Here is a 17,866-nt window from a genome sequence, read left to right on the forward strand (position 1 = left end):
CAGTACTGTAATGTGATGCGTGGTATTACAAGACTGTTTGCGCGGTTTTGAGGGCAGGGAGAAGGACTTTCATGACGCATCAACGTCCTTACAGTGGTGGAGCAGTTCGCAACAAAAAGACAAACTGGCCAATGCGGCTGTCCGTATGGCTTGAAATCCTGGCAATCTCCGGTCAGTGCGCCATTCTATTCCTCCTTTTGCTCCTCTCTCTGGTATTCACACCGACCTTCATTTCCCGTACTGCGCATCCGGGACCGGACTCAATTACCGAAGTGATGAATTTCAATACAGGGGTACCTTCCATCGCCTTTCTTGGTGGTCTGCTGGTATTTTTGGCGCTTTTGCTGGTCATCTCGTCGTTGCTGACACGTATACCCCAACATGGGGCATTGCTGTTCCTGCTGGCATTCGTGACCATAGTGCAATTCGGTTGGATCTTCGCACTGTCACTCACTGATTATCAATACCCCGATTCGGCCAGTCTCATGGACGCTGCGGCATCCGTACTTCAAAACCATCCCGAAAAATTCGACCCGACTTATTGCACGCCAGACAACATGCCTGACGGCTGTACTGCATTGCCGGCCCCTTATGCTTATTTTTCGTGGTACCCCTTCCAGAGCGGTCCTTTATTCTGGTTCATCGGCGTATTCGCCATTTTCGGCATTGGCAACATCACCGCATTCCAAATCATCAATGCATTGATGATTACCGCGCTCACCGCCATCCTGTGGCGCTTCGGCACATTCATGGGACTGACCCGGCAAGGGCATGCAGCATTCACAGCACTTTGCTGCACCTGCATGCCACTGCTCATGTACTGCGCATTCGTGTATACGAACATCGTGGGGTTGTGCTTCATGCTCGCTGGCGCACTGTTGGTAGCCAAATCACTATCCGCTCGCAACACCCTGACAAGTGCTCTATTACTGACGGCCGCCTTTGTGGTATTCGGCCTGGGCATACTGTTCAAAACGACATATATTATCGTACTTCTCGCGGCAATCATCGCCATTATATTGGCAACATTGCGCAGCGGCGCACGCTATTGGCAAATCCTCGTATCTCTTCCCCTGGCATGGCTGGCTAAGACCATCTCCGGACTGCCCATACGCTTTCTGGAATCCTGGTCAGGACAATCATTCAGCAAGACCATGCCGATGTTGTCTTGGATCGCCATCGGCCTGAACCAGCCTAAGGGCGGCGTTCCCGGATGGTGGGGACCGGATGCCGTCAACATTTGGACCGCGTCGAACGGTGACTACCAGGTCCAGCTGGATGCTGCTCGCAACACCATTCACTCCACCCTATCAGGGTTCGCCGTCTCTCCCCTGAGCGGTCTGAAGTTTTTCCAAGCCAAACTCACCTCGGAATGGAGCGAGCCCACTTTCATGACCTCCCTTTATTCCCAGATGGGGCATTCAACGCACAATTTCTCCGGTATCTCGGGCATGGTATTGAATCCGCGGGGAGGGCTGGCTATGTCATATCAGAACGTTGCGATGAGCGGCCTGTATCTTTTCGCGTTCATCGGAGTACTGGCCATGATTCATGGCCTCGTTACAGGCCGCCATACCGTTTGCGATGCCGCTACGGTATACGCACGGTCGTTGCTGAGTATCGCCTTCCTGGGTGGCTTCCTATGCTATGTGGTATGGGAAGCCAAAGGCATCTATACCCTGCCCTTCTATCTCATGCTCATTCCGATATCAGCGTACGGCATCCAGACAATGCTTACCGGCATCATTCATTTGCGTGAGAAGTCTGCGCAACGGACAAAGCATGCTGCTTGGCCTTCATTGGGTAGAACCAGAGGCTCGCATAGGGCAGCTTAGACAGACACCATGCCAGGAAGAAGTCCAATGGCAGTCTGACTACGAACAGGACGATCCATAGCGGCATATGAGGCAGAACCGTCTGTATTTTCGTGAGGAAGAGCGCCCAAGGCAGAACGTCGTCCTCGATGAGATGAGCGCAGAGCAGGGCCAACGAAGTCTGTCCAATCCAAGCCAAGATGCCGCCGATGCGCTGGACTCGATCCACCAGTACTGAGATGCCGATAATGCACACCGTTCCGGCTACACCGCCCAATGCGGCCAGCACCGGTGTCTTGCCATAATCGTTCAGGGCAAGGCTGAAGCCGGAGAACAAAACAATATCAGCAAGCCATACCACGGCCATCAATACCCATACGGCCGGATACTTCTTGAGCCAAGCCAATACATCATATTGCTTCATGAGATATCCGACGTATACGAATGCCAACGTACACATGCCAGACTGGATATCCCAAGGCAACCAAATCCAGCGGGCAGAGGCATACCCAATCACAAATGAAACAACCACCCACACCGGGGTACAGGGGAGCTTGGCAAAAACATGCATCAGCAGATGCGCCCAAAACAGGGACAGTAGGAACCAAATAGCACCGATACGCGCGGACTGCGGCCACAACGCATGCTGTGATATGTCGCCAGCGGCATATACCGCAGCTGATCCCCAAATCTTCAGTGATTCTCGTACGCTTACACGTAGCCCCTTGGCAGCGATCGCGATACCTGCCAGAACAATGCATGCAGTCACGGCGTATGTTCCCACCAATTCGCGCAGTTCCTTGCCCCACCGGAATTTACGTTCCGGGTGCATGAAATATCCGGACAGGATGAAGAACAACGGCATATGGAACGAAAAACACGCGGCATAAATCGTATGGGACAACGTATGCAAAGGTGTAACCGTGCCTGCCATCAGTACACTGTGGGACAAGATCACACACAGGATGGCAATGCCACGAGCGATGTCGAAGAAACGGATTCTGGTCTGCGTCACTTGAGACAGTGTAGGGATGCAAGCCGACGAATACCGCGACTCACCCCATGAGGACCGATGTGGGCGCTAAAGGCCAAGCAGCTGACGCAACGCATCCCACATGGCTTCCTGACCAAGATGATTCGGATGGACTCCATCTTGCATCAGTCCCTCAATCGGCACGCCATATGCCACACTCATCTGGTTGAAGGCTTCGTACATCGATGCGAACTGCCAACCATGGCGCGTGCATATATCACGCAGCACCGCATTGACGTCCGACATGGAGAACGCTTCATGTTCATCGACAACCGGAGGTCCGGCCACGACTACCATATTGCCGTGGTAACGGTCCGCAACCGACTGCAAGTAGGCTTCCGCATTGGTTTGGAATTCAGACAACGTGGAAACCAGTCGATCATTGGTGCCGAGCATCACGATGGCCGCATCCTCATTGCCTAGCGTTTCTTGGCCCAAACTTAGGTAGGCCTTCATACTGCCTTTACGAGGAACGCTGGCGTTGAACATCGTGGCGCCGTTTTTCGAGAGCTCGGCACGCAATTGGTTGAACGCGGAATCAATGTCATGCGCTGGCTCGTAATACTGCACACCTTCATATGAGAAGAGCGGCGTGGTTGTGGTCCAGTAATCAGCCTGAGCCCCCATACCGGCAGCGAGACTGTCGCCGAGCACACGTACCGAACGATATGACCTCGCACGTAGATGCTGCCCGAACTCCGCGGCGCTGGACGGCACCACGCTCGACGGTCGCGGGTTTGCGGAGCGGGATGAGTCAAATGCTCCTGTCACCGGATCGAAGTAGTAGAATTGACCCGTTACAATCTGATTGCCATAGAGCATACGGCCGGTTGGCCAATCGTATACCACCCATTTCTTACCGTGCTGAAGGTATTGCCATCCATAATGTACGGCCCCCGTCACCGGATCAAGGTAATACCAACCACCGTTGATATGCTGTTCACCATACTGCATACGACCTGTCGTAGTGTTGTAATACACCCACTTACGTGAAGGTAAGTAGACAAAGCCGTATTGCATGGCACCAGTAATTGGGTCAAAGTAGTACCAGCCGCCGTATCTGTGATCTTCACCTTTGATCATATGGCCGGAGGAATCATAACGAACCCATTTACGACTTGATGAAAGGTACACGTCCTTGTCATGAGCCATGACTCCATCCGCATCGAACCAGTACCAAGCATCGCTTGCCGGATCGTAGACTTCCTTGGACCGTGCCATCACTCCGTTGTCATACCAGTATGATTGCCCATTCCGCCTAATCCAGCCGTTGCTGATGGGACTCTTCGACCGTACAGACTGATTGTCTTGAGCATCCTGCGGATTCCCTTGGGAGAGGGGCTCGGACTGGCTTTGACTTGACTGCGGAGACCGGGCGGAATCTTCCGAATCCGATACACCATTCCGCTCGGAAGAGTGTGCCTGAGAGGTCGAATCCTCCGGCTGATAAGGATTTACTTCAACCGCTCCGGCAGGCATCGTCTGCATGAACAGAGCCACGGCCAGGCAAATACCAATCCAAACAGATAAACGATTCTTTTTCATCTCATCATCATCCCTCTCGGCACACATCATAAGCAGGACAATTCCCGCGTCACGCTTCGGGCATTAACAGGTTGAAAAGCCTGACGCATCAGCAGACTCCGATACATAGGCAATCGCAAATGGACCCAAATAACACGGTACGGCTCACACCGTCTTTTCGATGATGAAGCGCGGACGGTGCTTGACCTCCATGTAGATCTTGCCGATGTACTCACCGACCACGCCCAACGCTACGAGAATCATACCGCCGAGCAGCCACAGCGAGCACATCACCGAGCCCCAACCGGCCACAGCATGGCCCGAGAACACCGAAACGAACGTGTAGATCAGCATGGCGATGCCCACGATGACCGAAAGCACACCCAAGCCGGTGATCATGGACAGGGGTTTCACGGAAAACGACGTGATGCCCTCGATGGCGAAAGAAATCATCTTCTTCAGCGGGTACTTGGATTCGCCGGCGACTCGGACACCGCGCTTGTAATACACCTTGTCCGTGTTGAAGCCCAGGGAAGGCACTATGCCACGCAGGAACAGATTCGTTTCGCCGTACTCTGCGAGGGCCTGCAGCGCAGAGGCACCCATCAGACGGTAATCCGCGTGATCCGGAATGGTTTCCGTGCCCATCCACCGCATGACCGAGTAGAACGCATGGGCGGTGTTGCGCTTGAACGCAGTATCCGTCTCACGGCTGTCACGCACGCCGTATACGATTTCGGCGCCTTGACGGAATCGCTCGATCATCTCGTCCGCAGCATTGGGGTCGTCCTGCAAATCGGCGTCCATGGAGATGGCCGCATCCACATGGATATCCAGCGCATGCATCAGTCCGGCGAACAGGGCGTTCTGATGGCCCCGGTTGTGGGCGAGCTTGACACCGTGGAACAGACCAGGTTCCCGCTGATGCAACTGTTCGATTTCACGCCAAGTGGCATCCGCGGATCCATCATCCACGAAGATGACCGAGCTTTCCTCGCTGATGGTTTTTTTGGCAACCAGCGTCTGCACTTTCTCACGCAATACGCCGGCGGTCACATGAAGTGCCTCCTCCTCGTTGTAACAAGGAATCACAAACGCAATACGCGGTGCTGATGTGCTCATTCGAGATTCACTTTCATTGAGGATGATAGGCTGATTCATCGTCACGAGGTTAGAACTAGTCCTCTACATCAGGAGTGGGAGGTGGTGGTGGCTCAAACCGAGGTGGCCGCCCCCCCCCACAGTCGCCTTTGGCGACAGCTCCCCTCAGAGAGGGGAGCCGAGACCGACATCGCCAGGTCTTTGTCACGCCCCCGTCAGCACATTGTTCCTTCAACAAGGACCAACGGAGCCGGGCCAATGGATTCAGGCGATATGCACCGGAGTGTTGGCAGGCAGCTGCTCGAACAGCCACTGGGCATCCGGCACGGTCAAGTAGACGGAGCCGGAGGTCACGGCCTGGCCGAGCTGCTTGGCTTCAGATTCGATGTAGTTGCCCTTGCTGTCCGTAGGCACGGTCTGGAACCGGTAATCGCCCTTGAACTGCAGCCAGTAGTTGCCTCCGCGCTTGGCGGTCTTGTCGTAGAACGACTTGCCGCGAGTGCCGATGGTAAAATCGCCCTTGGGCGTGCTGCTGTTCTTGCCGGTGGATGCGGTCATCGCGTAGATCACCTTGCTGCCGCTACGGACCAGCACCACCTGATCATTGAGGCGAATCTGAAGATTCAGATTCGAGTAGCTGGACAGCTTCGGATACGTGCCACTGGAAGCGGACTTCCAGTCCTGGTATTCGCCGGTGCCGGCGTGACGGCCGGTGATCGGGCCGAAGTAAATCCAAGCGTCCTGGTCGGCCACCCAGGCCACTCCATGGGCCATCTTGCCGGTGGTCTTATCGAAGTAATACCAAGCTCCGTTCACCTTCACATAGCCTTTGGCCATGATGCCGGTGGTGGCATCATAGTAGACCCATTTATCGCCCTTGGCGAAGTAGGTGAAGCCGTGGAACATCGCGCCAGTCACGGAATCGAAGAGGTACCAGCCGGTGTGTTCCTTATCGTAATTAACATACGTTTCCCCGTGGTGCATCTGACCGGTAGTCCAGTCATAGTAGACCCACTTGCCGCCGCTGGACTTCACATACCGCATGCCCTTGGCCATCGCACCGGTAATCGGGTCAAAGTAGTACCAGCCGCCATAACGGTAGTCCTCGCCCTTGATCATGTGGCCGTCCGAATCGTAACGAACCCACTTCTTGCCAGCGGTCATGTAGACGTCTTTGTTACGGGCCATGGTGCCATCGGCATCCAGCCAGTACCAAGCGCCGCTTTCGGGATCGTAGATTTCCTTGGAGCGGACCATGGCACCGTTCTCATACCAGTACTTCTTGCCGTTTTTCTCCACCCACTTGCCGTTCACGGTGCTGGTACCCGTGGTACCCGTACCGAAGGCGTTCAAATCCACAGTTCCATCGATACCGTTGATTGAACCGCTGGCCGTATACTGCCAACCACGGTCAGCGGCAGGCCAGTCGGCATAGCTCATGTAGCCGGAGTACTGGGCCACCCAACGGGTCTTCGCATGAATGTTGCCGCTATTCAACGGACCGTTGAGATAGGTCGTATACGAGTACACAGAAAGATTGGTGTATCCAGCGTTGCGGAGCTGCCTATACCAGGCATTGACGATATCGTCATAGACAGAGGGGTCAGTGGGCGGTACATGTCCAGTCCAGGACCACTGCTCAAGGTCGTAGTAAACCGGGTAGGAAAGGTCGTTAGGGCTCACGCCGGCCTGGCGCAAGAGATCAACCGTTCCCTGGCCTTCACCGGCAGCACCATCGGCATCGTAGGCATACGAATACAGATATACGCCAAACGGGATGCCTAAACGCTTGCATTCACTGATGTTGCGCAACGCCTGCTTATCGAATCCATTGCCCCAGCCATAGCTTAAGCGAATGATGGCGCCTTCCACGCCAGCTGCTTTCGCTGCAGCCCAATCGATAGTGTGCTGCCACTCCGAAACGTCGATGACACCCTTCGCGTTGCTGACGAAGACATTATTGCTTGCATCGAAGAACGCCGCAGAACCCTTGTACGTACCCCAATGAGCGCCGTATTCATTGTTGCCGAGGGCAACAGTACGTACCGTACCAGTAGCGTTGACACTGTTGGACTCAGTTTTTGCAACGTTTTCGGCATCAGCGTTTGAGTCGCGTTCCTTGACCTTCTCCTTCACCTCTTCAGCTTGAACGGGGATGAATGATGAGCCATCCGTCTTGGCCAGCGGATCGGGCTGCTCATCCTTGGTGCCGACCAATTCGGGGTCGGTGACCGTCTTACCGGTGGTGAGGTCCTTCAGTTTGCCGTTGGCGGTAATGGCGTGGTTCTCAGATACCACGGTGGCATCATCGGGGATGCTGCTGGCGACTTTGTCCGGAAGGGCGGCGTCCGGGTTGCCCGGCATGGTGTCGGATTCATCGGCTGACACCTGTTGCGTCTGCAGAAGGGTCTGGGACGTTTCGGAAGATTGGATCTCCGCGTCAAGATTGGTATCTACAAGAGGTTCCGCGAATGCCGGAGTGACAAATACGAACGATAATGCGACAGCAGACGCGGCGGCGGCAAGCTTGAACGGTCTGGACATGGTATCCCCTTAGCGGATTGAACAGAACTGGAACTTCGACAGCTTTCTTCTGCGAACCACTCTAAGTGATGAACCTTATATTGCACGGTCCGTTTCATATTTCTCTGCCCAAAACGTGAACAAATAGGGTGTGGCGCTGTCTTTTGCTCGCCGACAAGGAATCTCAAATCAAATACGAACCTTGCGCAGGAAGCGCTGGAGGGGCTTGAGGAGGAGGTTGTCGGCGATTATGGCGAAGAGGAGGGCAGCGAGGAAGGTGGCGGCGAACATGGCTACGCTGATGACGGCGTACTGGATGCCGTTCGTGGGCGTGGGCAGGAAACGGCCGATCGCCACTTTGGAGAGGGGCGAGTGGACCAGATAGATGGTGTAGGAGTAGCCGGCGAGCCAGATGATGGCCTTGCGGGCGCGGTCCGAGCGGACATGCACGTCGTAGCGGAAGAACAGGAAAATCGCGGCGACCACTACGGCGTAGGCCACGGTGAGGGTGCGGTTGACCTGGGCGGGATGACCGGGGAACAGGACCGGCGTGGCGACCGTCCAGGCGAGCGCGAACGGGGCGATTATGTACGTCGCACGGCGGGCTCGTACGGATGGCGGGTAGAACTCCAGCACATAGCCCAGCAGGTAGTAGAACAGCAGACCGCGCCACGGGAACGAGCTCAGGAAGGTGAGCGGGTAGCCGAACAGGCTGCAGATCTGCTCGGCGGCGGCCACCGCGGCGGCGAGGCCGATGAGCAGCCATGCGCCGGCGCGGCCGATCGCGCGCAGCATCGGGGCCATGAACGGGGTGGCCAGCACGAAACCGGCAAGCATGAAGACGAACCAGTAGACGGAATCGTCGTAGCCGGAGAAGAGGTCGTAGAGGGTACCGGTTGCGGCGCTGGCGAGCGAGCGGTGGTCCATCACGAGGTATGCAGTGAAACCAAGGGCGCCGGCGTAGAAGAGGTACGGGAAGATCAGGGAGACGAAACGCTTGTAGTAGTAGCGGAGATACGGTCTGAAGGATGCGAACGAAGACGCCGTGGCGGAGTCCATAGACACGCTGGAATCTGAAATCGCGGCGCTGTCCGACTGGTTCGGCTGCCGTGATCCATCCGATGCTTTCGAATTTGTATCGGATGCGGACGTCTCGCTCCGGAGAGGAAGCATCTTCTGATGAGTCCGACCAGTTCCTGCGTCAAACGTCAGGTTGAAGCGGCCGGAGACCATGATGAACAGCGGGTTGCATGTCATGAAGATGACGAACAGCGTGAACCGCACGGTTTCAGCCGAGCCGGTGAGGGTCATTTTGACCGGCATGTAGTTGTTGACCACGTGGACGCCGATGACCAGGCACATCGCCACGCAGCGCAAGAGGTCGTAGTTGACGTTGCGGGGTGGCTTGAGTTGGGGGGATTGCTGATGGGGATTGGAGGTCTCTGTCATAAGCATCTCCTTTCACCCATTTACATTACATTCCGTAAGGCCGATTCGTCCCCGCGGCTCCCCTCAGTCGGCTTCGCCGACAGCTCCCCTCAGGGAGGGGAGCCTAATAGGGAGCCACCCTCGCTAGGTCTATGCCGTCAAGCCACGACTCTATCGCATCACACGGCACCAGCGAGGGACTTGATGTCGACCGGGCAGGAGAGCTGGCTCTTGATCTTGTCCAACGCGCTCAGGCCGGAGGACGGGTCCTTCTTGGTGTTACCGGTGTTGCTACCAGTGCCGCTGCCGCTGGCGTTCTGCGAGCCGTTCGTCTGACCGTTTGCGGTCGCGTCCGAACCGTTGGTCGAACCGTTCACGTCCGAACCTTCAGTAGAGCCATTCGCGGAACCATCGGCCGAACCATTGCCAGACGTATCGGTCGACCCATCGGAACCGGTACCCGCTGCGTCGCCGGAGTCGGCAGTGCCGGCCTTCACCTCGCCGGGCGAGAGCTCGGCCGGGCACTCGTCGGTGACCTTGCCGTTCGAGCCGGTTTCGATGCCGTCCGCGTTGACCACCGGGGTGGTCACCACGTCGAGCGGCTGGGTGGCGGTGTTCTTCACGCGCACGGTGAACGCGATCGTACGCTCCTCCCCCGGCTCGATCCACTGCTGGTCGAACGTGACGTACTGACGGTCGTACATGGTGGCCGTGTTCGCGCCCCACTTGACGGTGTCCGCCTGAACCACGTTGATCTCGCCGCCGTAGGGCGCGGTGAGCACCACGCGGTACAGCAGGCCGCCCGGCACCTCGGTCTCGGTGCCGCCGGTGATGAACTCGGGCAGGGTCTTGGCCTCCGCCTTGGTCATCGTATTCTTCATAGTGAAGGTCACAGTGTACTCGGCACCCGCCTGATCCGCCGGAACCAGTCCAAGCTGTGTGCCGGCCGCGGCGGAGGTGATGCGGCCATCCAGCGAGCCGGTCACACCGGCCGTATCCGTGGCGGAGACGTCTCCGCAGGTCTTGGTCACGGTGGTGGTGGTCCGCAGGTACCAGTCCTGCTTGCCCTGCTGCAGCTCGGACAGGTAGATGCCGGCCTGCGGCACGGTCTCGTCCGCGGACAGCTCGCCGCCGGCCTTGTCGTCGATGAGACCTGTGGAAATCAGCGCGGTCTGCTCCAGCTCATTGGCCATCCACAGCTTCAGGTGGCCGCCGGCCGAAGTCTGGCGAACCGCCTTGAGGAGGCCGGAGGCCGAGGAACCGTTGATGTTGCCGAGCACGTGCGTCATGATCTCCTGCGCGGCCTCGGACACATATTTGTTCTGCTCCTCGAACTTCGGATGCTCGAGGTACAGGTCATGCAGCAAGAACGGAACGGTGGTCGAGCCGTCGAGCACCTTGCCGTCGGAAAGCTTCACCTGGCCGGTGGCGTCCAGCAGGGATTCGAGGAACACCGGGTCGAGGCCGATCACACCGGCCACGTTCTTGTCCTTATTATCCTTCTGGTTAAGCCACAGGTACTTGTTGTACTGGGCCACGCGCTGGAATTCCGGGTTGATGGTGGTGGTGGCCGGGTACTCGTCAAACGTGTCGCCGAACGCCGGGCGCTCCTCCAGCACCTTGTCGTCCAACGGCTGCTCCGGGATGTCCCATCCGGAGGTGGAGCTGAAGTCGCCGATGGTCACCTTGCCCTTGTTCGCGGTTACGGCGGCGATCGTACCAACCATGCCACCGGATGAACGAAGCTCGGCCGGATTCTGCACCAGTACCAGATACGTGCGTTCACCGTCTTCGCCGAGCAGCTGCGGCATAAGGTTGATCAGGTCGTCATACTCGGAAAGCATCGAATCGACGGTCTGCAACGCGGTCTTCTCCATATTGAGCATGGAGGCCATCTTGGCGATGCTGGGCGTGGGGATCGAGTCGAGCTTGGCGATCTGCGTCTTCAGGTCCTTGTGCGTCTCGGACACGATTTCGGGCATGTCCATGAGCGCGCTCACGTCCACGGTGCCGTTCTTCATCGAGAAGCCCTGAAGATTCTGGGCGAGCCCCAGCAGATCCGTAAAGGGACCGTTGACAAGCGTGTCCACGGAGGAGAGCATCTCACGGGCCGCGGTGATGTCGCTGCTGAATCGGGTGTGGTCGCGGATGAGGTCCCACTGCGGACCGTTGAGTTCCTTGTTGAGGTCGTTGGTGGATTTGACGAGGTTCTGCGCGACCTCGGACAAGCTTTCGTCGCTGCCGCAGCCGAGTGCGGTGTTGGCCAGGCTCTCGGCGGAGGACAGCACGCGCTGAGCGTTGGTGACCATGCGGGTCACGGACGCGGCGTATAGCGCGGCCACGCATGTGACGGCGGCGAACATCGTCACCAGCACCACCACGACTGCGCGAACCCAGCCCGGTGCGATGGCGAGCAGCGAGCGCCCCTTGCGGCCGCCCACGTGCTGCGGTGTGTTGAGTTTCAGGTCGTCCTTGTTGCGCGCGGCGGCACGGATGGAGCGGTGGACGCGATGGGAATGGCGGTGCGTGTCGCGGTGCGGTGTGTGGCGGGCGACGTGGGAATCGGCGGAATCCGAGTGCTTGGCGCCGGACTCGTCGCCCTGCTTGTCGTAGTCGGCGACGGCTGCGGAACCAGCGTAATCGTAATCATTGCGGACGTTACCGGCAGCGGCGTAATCGTCGTGATCGTTACCGTTGATGCCGGCGACGTCGCCGTTCGAATCGGCACCCGACGTTCCGGACAGGCCGTCCATCTGGCTGTCGTCTGCGCGGAAGCTGCTGGCGCGACGCCCGTGACGTCCTGAACTGGAACGCATACTCACCTGCCTCAAGTCAAACGGAGCATAGTCTCATGGTGCTGCGGCCGGAGTCGGCGTGAATCCCATAAGGATCACTAAGGACTACCCCTCAGTCTCGCTTCGCGAGCCAGCTCCCCTCACAAGGGGAGCCAAGAGAGGAGACCACGCCGACCTAGCCACAACAGAGTTGTCTAACTTGCCAGTGTACCCAGCACGGGAAACAGACGGGAAAAATCCCGCGGAAACTCGCGTAAATCCGTGCATGACCGCCACATCGCGTTCAGCATCTTCTCAGGGTTCGTTGAGGGGTATAACAGTAATGCGCAAGAAAACGGTCACGATGCGCAGCAATAGTAAGAGCCGTATTGATTTGTTCGGCTTAGGAGAACGGGAGAAGTAACGCATGTTCGTCCTCGGCAACGCCTGGCGGGCCCTGACGCGCTCGAAGGGGCGCACGGCTCTCACCGCGTTCATCACTCTGGCGGTAACGTTCGGCACGGTTGCCGGACTCGCCATCGTTCAGGAAAACACCACGGCACACACCACCACCTACGATTCGCAGAAGGCCACGATGGCCATCCGTCCGAGCGCGGCGGCATGGAAGAAGGTCTCGGCCACCGACTCGTCCACCACCAAGCAGTACATGACGTGGACCGCCTACACCGAGTACGCCACGGCCATCCAGTCGGCCACCAACACGCTTGACTTCACGGTGACCGAAACCGTGCCGGCCCGCGTCTCCGGCAATCTGAAGGCCCTCGACGGCGATTCGCTGAACGGCGCCTCCGACGACAAAACCGGCGGCCAGCTCCTGTGGCGCGCGTTCTGGACCCGTGACGCCGCCAAGGCCAACAACCTGGGCACCTACACCATCGTGGACGGCAAGGGCCTGAGCTTCAACAACCAGTCCTCCAACCCGGACACCACGGGCGCGCTGGTCTCCTCCGCGTTCGCCAAGGCCAACAACCTCAAGGTGGGCGACACGTTCAAGGTGGCCACCGCGGCCGACAAGTCCAAGACCGCCGAACTCAAGGTGCGCGGCATCTACGAGTACACCTCCGAGGCCGACGCCGACAACCCGGTGGTGACCGCCCGCAACCGCGAGAACGCCATCTACACGAACTATCAGACCTTCGCCTCGGCCGATCTGGACCCGCAGTCTTCCGACTCCTCCGCCAAGGGCTGGCAGGTGCCGGACCTCGACATCGTGTTCAACCTGTCCGACGCCGCCACGTACAAGTCCGTGGTTGCCTCGCTCAAGAAGTCCAAGCTGCCGGCCAAGGGCTACACCATCTCCTCCCCCTCGCTCGATGAATACACCAAGTCGCTGGCCCCGCTGGAGACCCTGGCCTCCCGCGCCCAGACCGGCGTGATTCTGCTGCTTTCGGTGGGCGGCGTGCTGCTGCTCGCCCTGGTGCTGCTTGGCGTGTGGGCGCCGAAGCGCGATGACGAGATCGGCATGGCGCTGGTTTCCGGCGTGACCCGTGGCCGTCTGGGCTGGCAGTTCATGCTGGAGGTCTTCATCGTGACGCTACCGTTCTACGCGATCGGCCTGGTGGGTGGCGCGTTCGCCGCCAAGCCCATCGGTGCGGCGCTGGCTTCCGGCCATGCCACGGCCGTGACTTCTGATTTGGTGTGGAAGATGGTCTGGTATGGTCTCGGCACGATTCTGGTGCTGGCGATTCTGGCCGCCCTGCGTCTCGCCTTCTACGGCTCGGACAAGCTGTTCGCAGCCGACGGCGATTGGGGCACGGTCAGCGAGACCGAGGTAATCGAGGCCGAGTCCGGTGCCGTCGATGGCGCCGGCGACGATGCGGCTGCGACCGCGGCTGTTGCGACCACTACCACGACGACCGGCAAGTCCGGCAATGATGCGGAGGCGAAGGCATGAGCGACAAGGACATCGAGAAGAACGAGCAGGCCGCGGACGTGACTGCGGACGCCGTCAAGGAGACGGCCGGCAGCGCGGATACCGCCACCGAGCAGCGCGACGCGGACGCGAAGGGTGCAACTGCCGCCGTGTCCGGCGAGGCCACTACGGATAAGTCCGCTGAGACCGCGGATTCCGGCAACGCCGAGGCCGACACGGCGACCGACGCGGACGATGGCACCGAGGAATCCCCCGCCGACTCCGTGCAGTTCAGCGTGGTGTTCGACGAGGATGACGACGATACCGACATTGACGCAGCCTCCGAAAGCGCATCCGGGAGCATCTACGACAGCCTGGCCGCCGCGGAGCAGTCGGCTGGCGCATCCGCCACTGACGTCGCGGACGAATCGGACGATTCCGGTGACGCCGTCATCGACAAGGACGACGTGACTGCAGCGCTCATCGCCTCCGCCACCGGTGCCGACCCGACCCGTGTCAAGGAGGCGGCCGGACTGAAGAAGGCCGCCGATAATGGCGCGAAGAACGCCGACGCATCGGCCGAGAACAAGACGGACGAGACTACGGCCGACGCAACGACGGACGCAGTAGCCCCGGCAGACGCCGCATCGGTGCCGAGCCCGGCGCTTCCGCCGCGGCCGACTGCCACCGTCGGCGACGAGCCGAGCGAGGCCGAAGCGGACGCCCTGGCCTCCGCCAACGCCTCCGCCGAAGTCACCGCACGTAATGCGCAGAAGGTCAACGAGACACTGGCCCTCGCCAAGTCGGACGAGAAGAACCCGCTGGCGGGCCACAAGGAGGCCAGAGCCAAGTCCGAGCCGACCATGACCCTGGCCTCGCGCATCGATCGCGTGCTGGTGGGCGGCGGTGCTGATGACGTGCTGCTCAAGACCTACCCCACGTACGCGCTCAACAAGGTCACCATGCATGGCCCCAAGGGCAAGCTGCTGCTGGATAACGTGGGATTCTCCTGCTACGCCGGCCATTCCTACGCGCTGCTCATCCAGGACGACCCTGATTCCGGTCTGACCGCCGATGCGAAGCGCCGCACGCTGATGGGTGTGATGACTGGCCTGATTCATCCGGGCGCGGGCGCGGTGATGAACAAGAGTGCGAACATCGCGGAATTGGACCCGATTGAACTGCGAGGCCATCGTCTGGGCATCGTGCCGCAGCGCCACGCCCTGCAGCCGTATCTGGACGCCGAGAAGAACGTGCTGTACGCGATGAACGCCTCGAACCGCAACTTCCTCAAGCCCAAGCCGGTAATCGCACGCGAGCTGTTGGCCAAGGTGGGCTTCACGGAGGCCACGAGCGGCGTGGCTGTCGGCAAGCTGCCCGAGGTGCAGCAACGTCTGGTGGCCATCGCGCGCGCCATCAGCACCGAGGCCGAGGTGCTCATCCTTGACGAGCCGACGCACGGGTTGAACGAGGACGACACGGTGACGGTGTTCGCCGCGCTGGCCAAGCTGGCCCATAGCGGCGATCCGAAGCGCTGCGTGATCGTGCTCACCGCGTCCCGCGAGATCGCCGAGGCGGCGGATACGCTGTTCGAGATCTGAGGTTTCGCGCGCGGCCGCACGTTTCCAGATGGCCGGGAGGGTCGGATTCCACCGATTCTCCCGGCCATCTGCGTTATCTGCGTCATACGGGGACGATTCCCATCGTTCCCGTATGGCTATCTCCGTTACAAGGGGCTAATCCCCGGTTCCAGGAAGACCTATCTGCGTTACAAGGGGCTTTACCTGAAGTAGGGATGTGCGAAAACTGGCGAAATGCCGGTTCCATAAAGCCGTCTATACATCAGGCCTCATGCTCCGGCAGCCCCTCGTAACGCAGATAGACCTCCCAAAAGTCGGGAATCAGCCCCTCGTAACGGAGATAGCCGCCGCCCCGCGCTAACCTAGCGGTGGAGATGCTGAAACCAGCGGCACGATTACGGAAAGTGGGCGGCAATGAGCGGATATATCCCAACGGTCCAGCAGATCGACGAGCTGCATAGGAAGATCGCGCCGTCCGAGGAGGCCTATGAGCTGGTGCACACGCATTGCGTGATCGTGGCCACCATCGCATGCCAGATCGTACGCCGGCAGAACGCGCTGTTCACGCGCCGCTGCACGTTGCCGAAGGACGCGCCGGAGTGGGGCGATCGGGCGGTCACGGCAGCCGGAACGGCCGATGGCCACGCTGCCGGCGCCGATATGACGCATATCACAGCCGCAGTCGTCTCGGCCGGAGACGCAGCCGGCCAAAGTAGCACCGATACGGCTATATCCTTCTCCCCCAGCGCGCCCGCTTATCTGGTGCCACCCACCGCGGGCGTGACCGGCGGACATGTGCCGCCGCGGCTGCTGGACGAGCATCTGGTGCTCATCGGCGGACTGCTGCACGACATCGGCACCTACAAGGTCTTCAAGCACGATGGCACAGACGGCGAACCGCTGAAATTCAGCGGCAAGAAGTACATCCTGCATGGTCTCAAGGGCTATAAGTACCTGCTCAAGGAGGGCGTGGACGAGTCCATCGCGCAGTTCTGCCGCAACCACACCGGCGTGGGGCTCACGCGCGAGGACGTGATCCGGCAGGATTTGCCGCTGCCACCGGACGACTACGTGCCGATGAACCTGGAGCAGGAGGTGGTGATGTACGCCGACAAGTTCCATAGCAAGTCGGTGCCGCCGAAGTTCCTGACCGTGGACGCCTATACGAAGCGCGCCGAACAGTATGGCGAAGAGAATACGCAGCGTTGGCTGGATCTGGTGGCCAAGTATGGCGTGCCGGATATCCCGGCGCTGGCCGAAAAGTATCAGATGCGGCTTATCTGAGGCACTACCGATCAGATGGAACGCAGGCGGAAGGTGCCGTTGCGGTTGGAGGCCACGATCATCTGGTCGTTCTCCAGCACGTCCCAATCCTCCTGGTCGTAACCGGAGGAGGAGACCACCACGCCTGCGGGGTCGCCGTTCTCGTCCTGCAGGGCGCGGTAACGCATCACACGGTAGTCGGCGGCCTGCTCGCCACGGCCGTATTCGTCGTAGATCTCCACGATGCGCGGGCTGGTGACCTCGCGGCCGGAGGCGCGCAGGGCCACAAGCTGGTCCTCGGACTGGATCATGCAGTTGTAGCTGGACTTCGGGTAGGCCTGGCGCAGTTCGCGCACGGCCTGGGCCACGGCCTCGTCAAGCGGGAAGCCGAAGCCGATGTACTCGAGAATCACAGCGAAGAAGATGGCGGAATCGGAGCGGCCGCCGGTGGACAGAAGAATGCTGTGGTCGACCGGGTAGGAGCGGTTGGTCACGATGTTGCGACCGTTGGCATCCGAGATGTCGCCGTTGTGGATGAAGCTCAGGCCGTTGGCGTAGAACGGGTGCTGGTTCTCCATGATGAGCGGCAGGTTGGAGCTGGCCAGACGCAGGTGCCACAGGGCGCCGCGGGCAGGCTCGTTGGCGAGCGCGTCGAACGTGGAGTCGTAGCGGGCGGCGATGGTGGACTTGTAGATCTTGGTGCCGGTTTCCGGAGTGGGGGCACCGCCGTCGCGGATGTACGGGGCTTCGGCGGGGTCGGAGAGCTGCGCGACACCCCAACCGTCATTGTGGATCTCGGAGAGGTCGCGGAAGTCCGCTGCGTTCTCCGAGCCCAGAATGGCGTTGAGGCTCACGTTGAAGCCGGCCGTGGCGTATCCCAGTAATCTGCACATGGTATTTCAAGATACTGGAGTTCTTCGGGGACTTGCGGCGGACGTTATAGGTGTTGTTTA

At 59.5% G+C, this 17,866-nt stretch carries 11 protein-coding genes; 4 read left to right on the forward strand and 7 right to left on the reverse strand.

The window, feature by feature from the left end:
• Window positions 1-71: 71 nt before the first annotated feature.
• The gene (locus DF196_RS06100) at window positions 72-1,835 is read left to right on the forward strand and encodes a glycosyltransferase family 39 protein (protein WP_109056990.1); all 1,764 of its coding nucleotides are present in this window, start codon (window positions 72-74) and stop codon (window positions 1,833-1,835) included.
• On the opposite strand, the gene DF196_RS06105 is transcribed toward DF196_RS06100, so the two are convergent.
• The 6 genes from DF196_RS06105 to DF196_RS06130 form a co-directional block, all read right to left on the reverse strand.
• The gene (locus DF196_RS06105) at window positions 1,744-2,829 is read right to left on the reverse strand and encodes an acyltransferase family protein (protein ID WP_109056991.1); all 1,086 of its coding nucleotides are present in this window, start codon (window positions 2,827-2,829) and stop codon (window positions 1,744-1,746) included. The genes DF196_RS06100 and DF196_RS06105 overlap by 92 nt on opposite strands.
• Window positions 2,830-2,895: 66 nt before the next feature.
• Window positions 2,896-4,392 (reverse strand): SGNH/GDSL hydrolase family protein, encoded by a 1,497-nt coding sequence (locus tag DF196_RS06110; protein WP_146194714.1) that lies wholly within the window; start codon window positions 4,390-4,392, stop codon window positions 2,896-2,898.
• Between the two features lie 144 nt (window positions 4,393-4,536).
• On the reverse strand, window positions 4,537-5,493 hold the full coding sequence (locus DF196_RS06115) for a glycosyltransferase family 2 protein (RefSeq protein ID WP_109056993.1): 957 nt from the start codon (window positions 5,491-5,493) through the stop codon (window positions 4,537-4,539).
• 243 nt (window positions 5,494-5,736) lie between these two features.
• Window positions 5,737-7,860 (reverse strand): GH25 family lysozyme, encoded by a 2,124-nt coding sequence (locus DF196_RS06120; RefSeq protein WP_421728449.1) that lies wholly within the window; start codon window positions 7,858-7,860, stop codon window positions 5,737-5,739.
• Between the two features lie 324 nt (window positions 7,861-8,184).
• The gene (locus DF196_RS06125) at window positions 8,185-9,444 is read right to left on the reverse strand and encodes an acyltransferase (RefSeq protein WP_109056995.1); all 1,260 of its coding nucleotides are present in this window, start codon (window positions 9,442-9,444) and stop codon (window positions 8,185-8,187) included.
• Between the two features lie 158 nt (window positions 9,445-9,602).
• Window positions 9,603-12,239 (reverse strand): DUF4012 domain-containing protein, encoded by a 2,637-nt coding sequence (locus DF196_RS06130; RefSeq protein ID WP_421728450.1) that lies wholly within the window; start codon window positions 12,237-12,239, stop codon window positions 9,603-9,605.
• Between the two features lie 385 nt (window positions 12,240-12,624).
• Here DF196_RS06130 and DF196_RS06135 point away from each other — a divergent pair, with 385 nt between their 5' ends.
• The 3 genes from DF196_RS06135 (at window position 12,625) to DF196_RS06145 (ending at window position 16,934) form a co-directional block, all read left to right on the forward strand.
• On the forward strand, window positions 12,625-14,112 hold the full coding sequence (locus DF196_RS06135) for an ABC transporter permease (RefSeq protein WP_109056997.1): 1,488 nt from the start codon (window positions 12,625-12,627) through the stop codon (window positions 14,110-14,112).
• A 128-nt stretch (window positions 14,113-14,240) separates the two neighbouring features.
• Window positions 14,241-15,671: an ATP-binding cassette domain-containing protein gene (locus DF196_RS06140; RefSeq protein WP_421728452.1), complete on the forward strand. Its 1,431-nt coding sequence runs from the start codon at window positions 14,241-14,243 to the stop codon at window positions 15,669-15,671.
• A 393-nt stretch (window positions 15,672-16,064) separates the two neighbouring features.
• Window positions 16,065-16,934: an HD domain-containing protein gene (locus tag DF196_RS06145; RefSeq protein ID WP_109056998.1), complete on the forward strand. Its 870-nt coding sequence runs from the start codon at window positions 16,065-16,067 to the stop codon at window positions 16,932-16,934.
• Window positions 16,935-16,945: 11 nt separating this feature from the next.
• Here DF196_RS06145 and DF196_RS06150 read toward each other — a convergent pair whose 3' ends face one another.
• Window positions 16,946-17,806 carry a class II glutamine amidotransferase gene (locus tag DF196_RS06150; protein ID WP_109056999.1) on the reverse strand — a complete coding sequence of 287 codons (861 nt, stop codon included), beginning with the start codon at window positions 17,804-17,806 and terminating at the stop codon, window positions 16,946-16,948.
• Window positions 17,807-17,866: the final 60 nt, after the last annotated feature.

Source organism: Bifidobacterium callitrichidarum (genome assembly GCF_003129905.1).
GTDB classification, from domain to species: Bacteria; Actinomycetota; Actinomycetes; order Actinomycetales; family Bifidobacteriaceae; genus Bifidobacterium; species Bifidobacterium callitrichidarum.

Bases quoted from the DNA above. Each gene is read 5' to 3' on its own strand.
- DF196_RS06150 (WP_109056999.1), bottom strand. From the start codon at position 17,806: ATGTGCAGATTACTGGGATACGCCACGGCCGGCTTCAACGTGAGCCTC.
- DF196_RS06125 (WP_109056995.1), bottom strand. From the start codon at position 9,444: ATGACAGAGACCTCCAATCCCCATCAGCAATCCCCCCAACTCAAGCCA.
- DF196_RS06145 (WP_109056998.1), top strand. From the start codon at position 16,065: ATGAGCGGATATATCCCAACGGTCCAGCAGATCGACGAGCTGCATAGG.
- DF196_RS06100 (WP_109056990.1), top strand. From the start codon at position 72: ATGACGCATCAACGTCCTTACAGTGGTGGAGCAGTTCGCAACAAAAAG.
- DF196_RS06110 (WP_146194714.1), bottom strand. From the start codon at position 4,392: ATGAAAAAGAATCGTTTATCTGTTTGGATTGGTATTTGCCTGGCCGTG.
- DF196_RS06135 (WP_109056997.1), top strand. From the start codon at position 12,625: ATGTTCGTCCTCGGCAACGCCTGGCGGGCCCTGACGCGCTCGAAGGGG.
- DF196_RS06115 (WP_109056993.1), bottom strand. From the start codon at position 5,493: ATGAGCACATCAGCACCGCGTATTGCGTTTGTGATTCCTTGTTACAAC.
- DF196_RS06130 (WP_421728450.1), bottom strand. From the start codon at position 12,239: ATGCGTTCCAGTTCAGGACGTCACGGGCGTCGCGCCAGCAGCTTCCGC.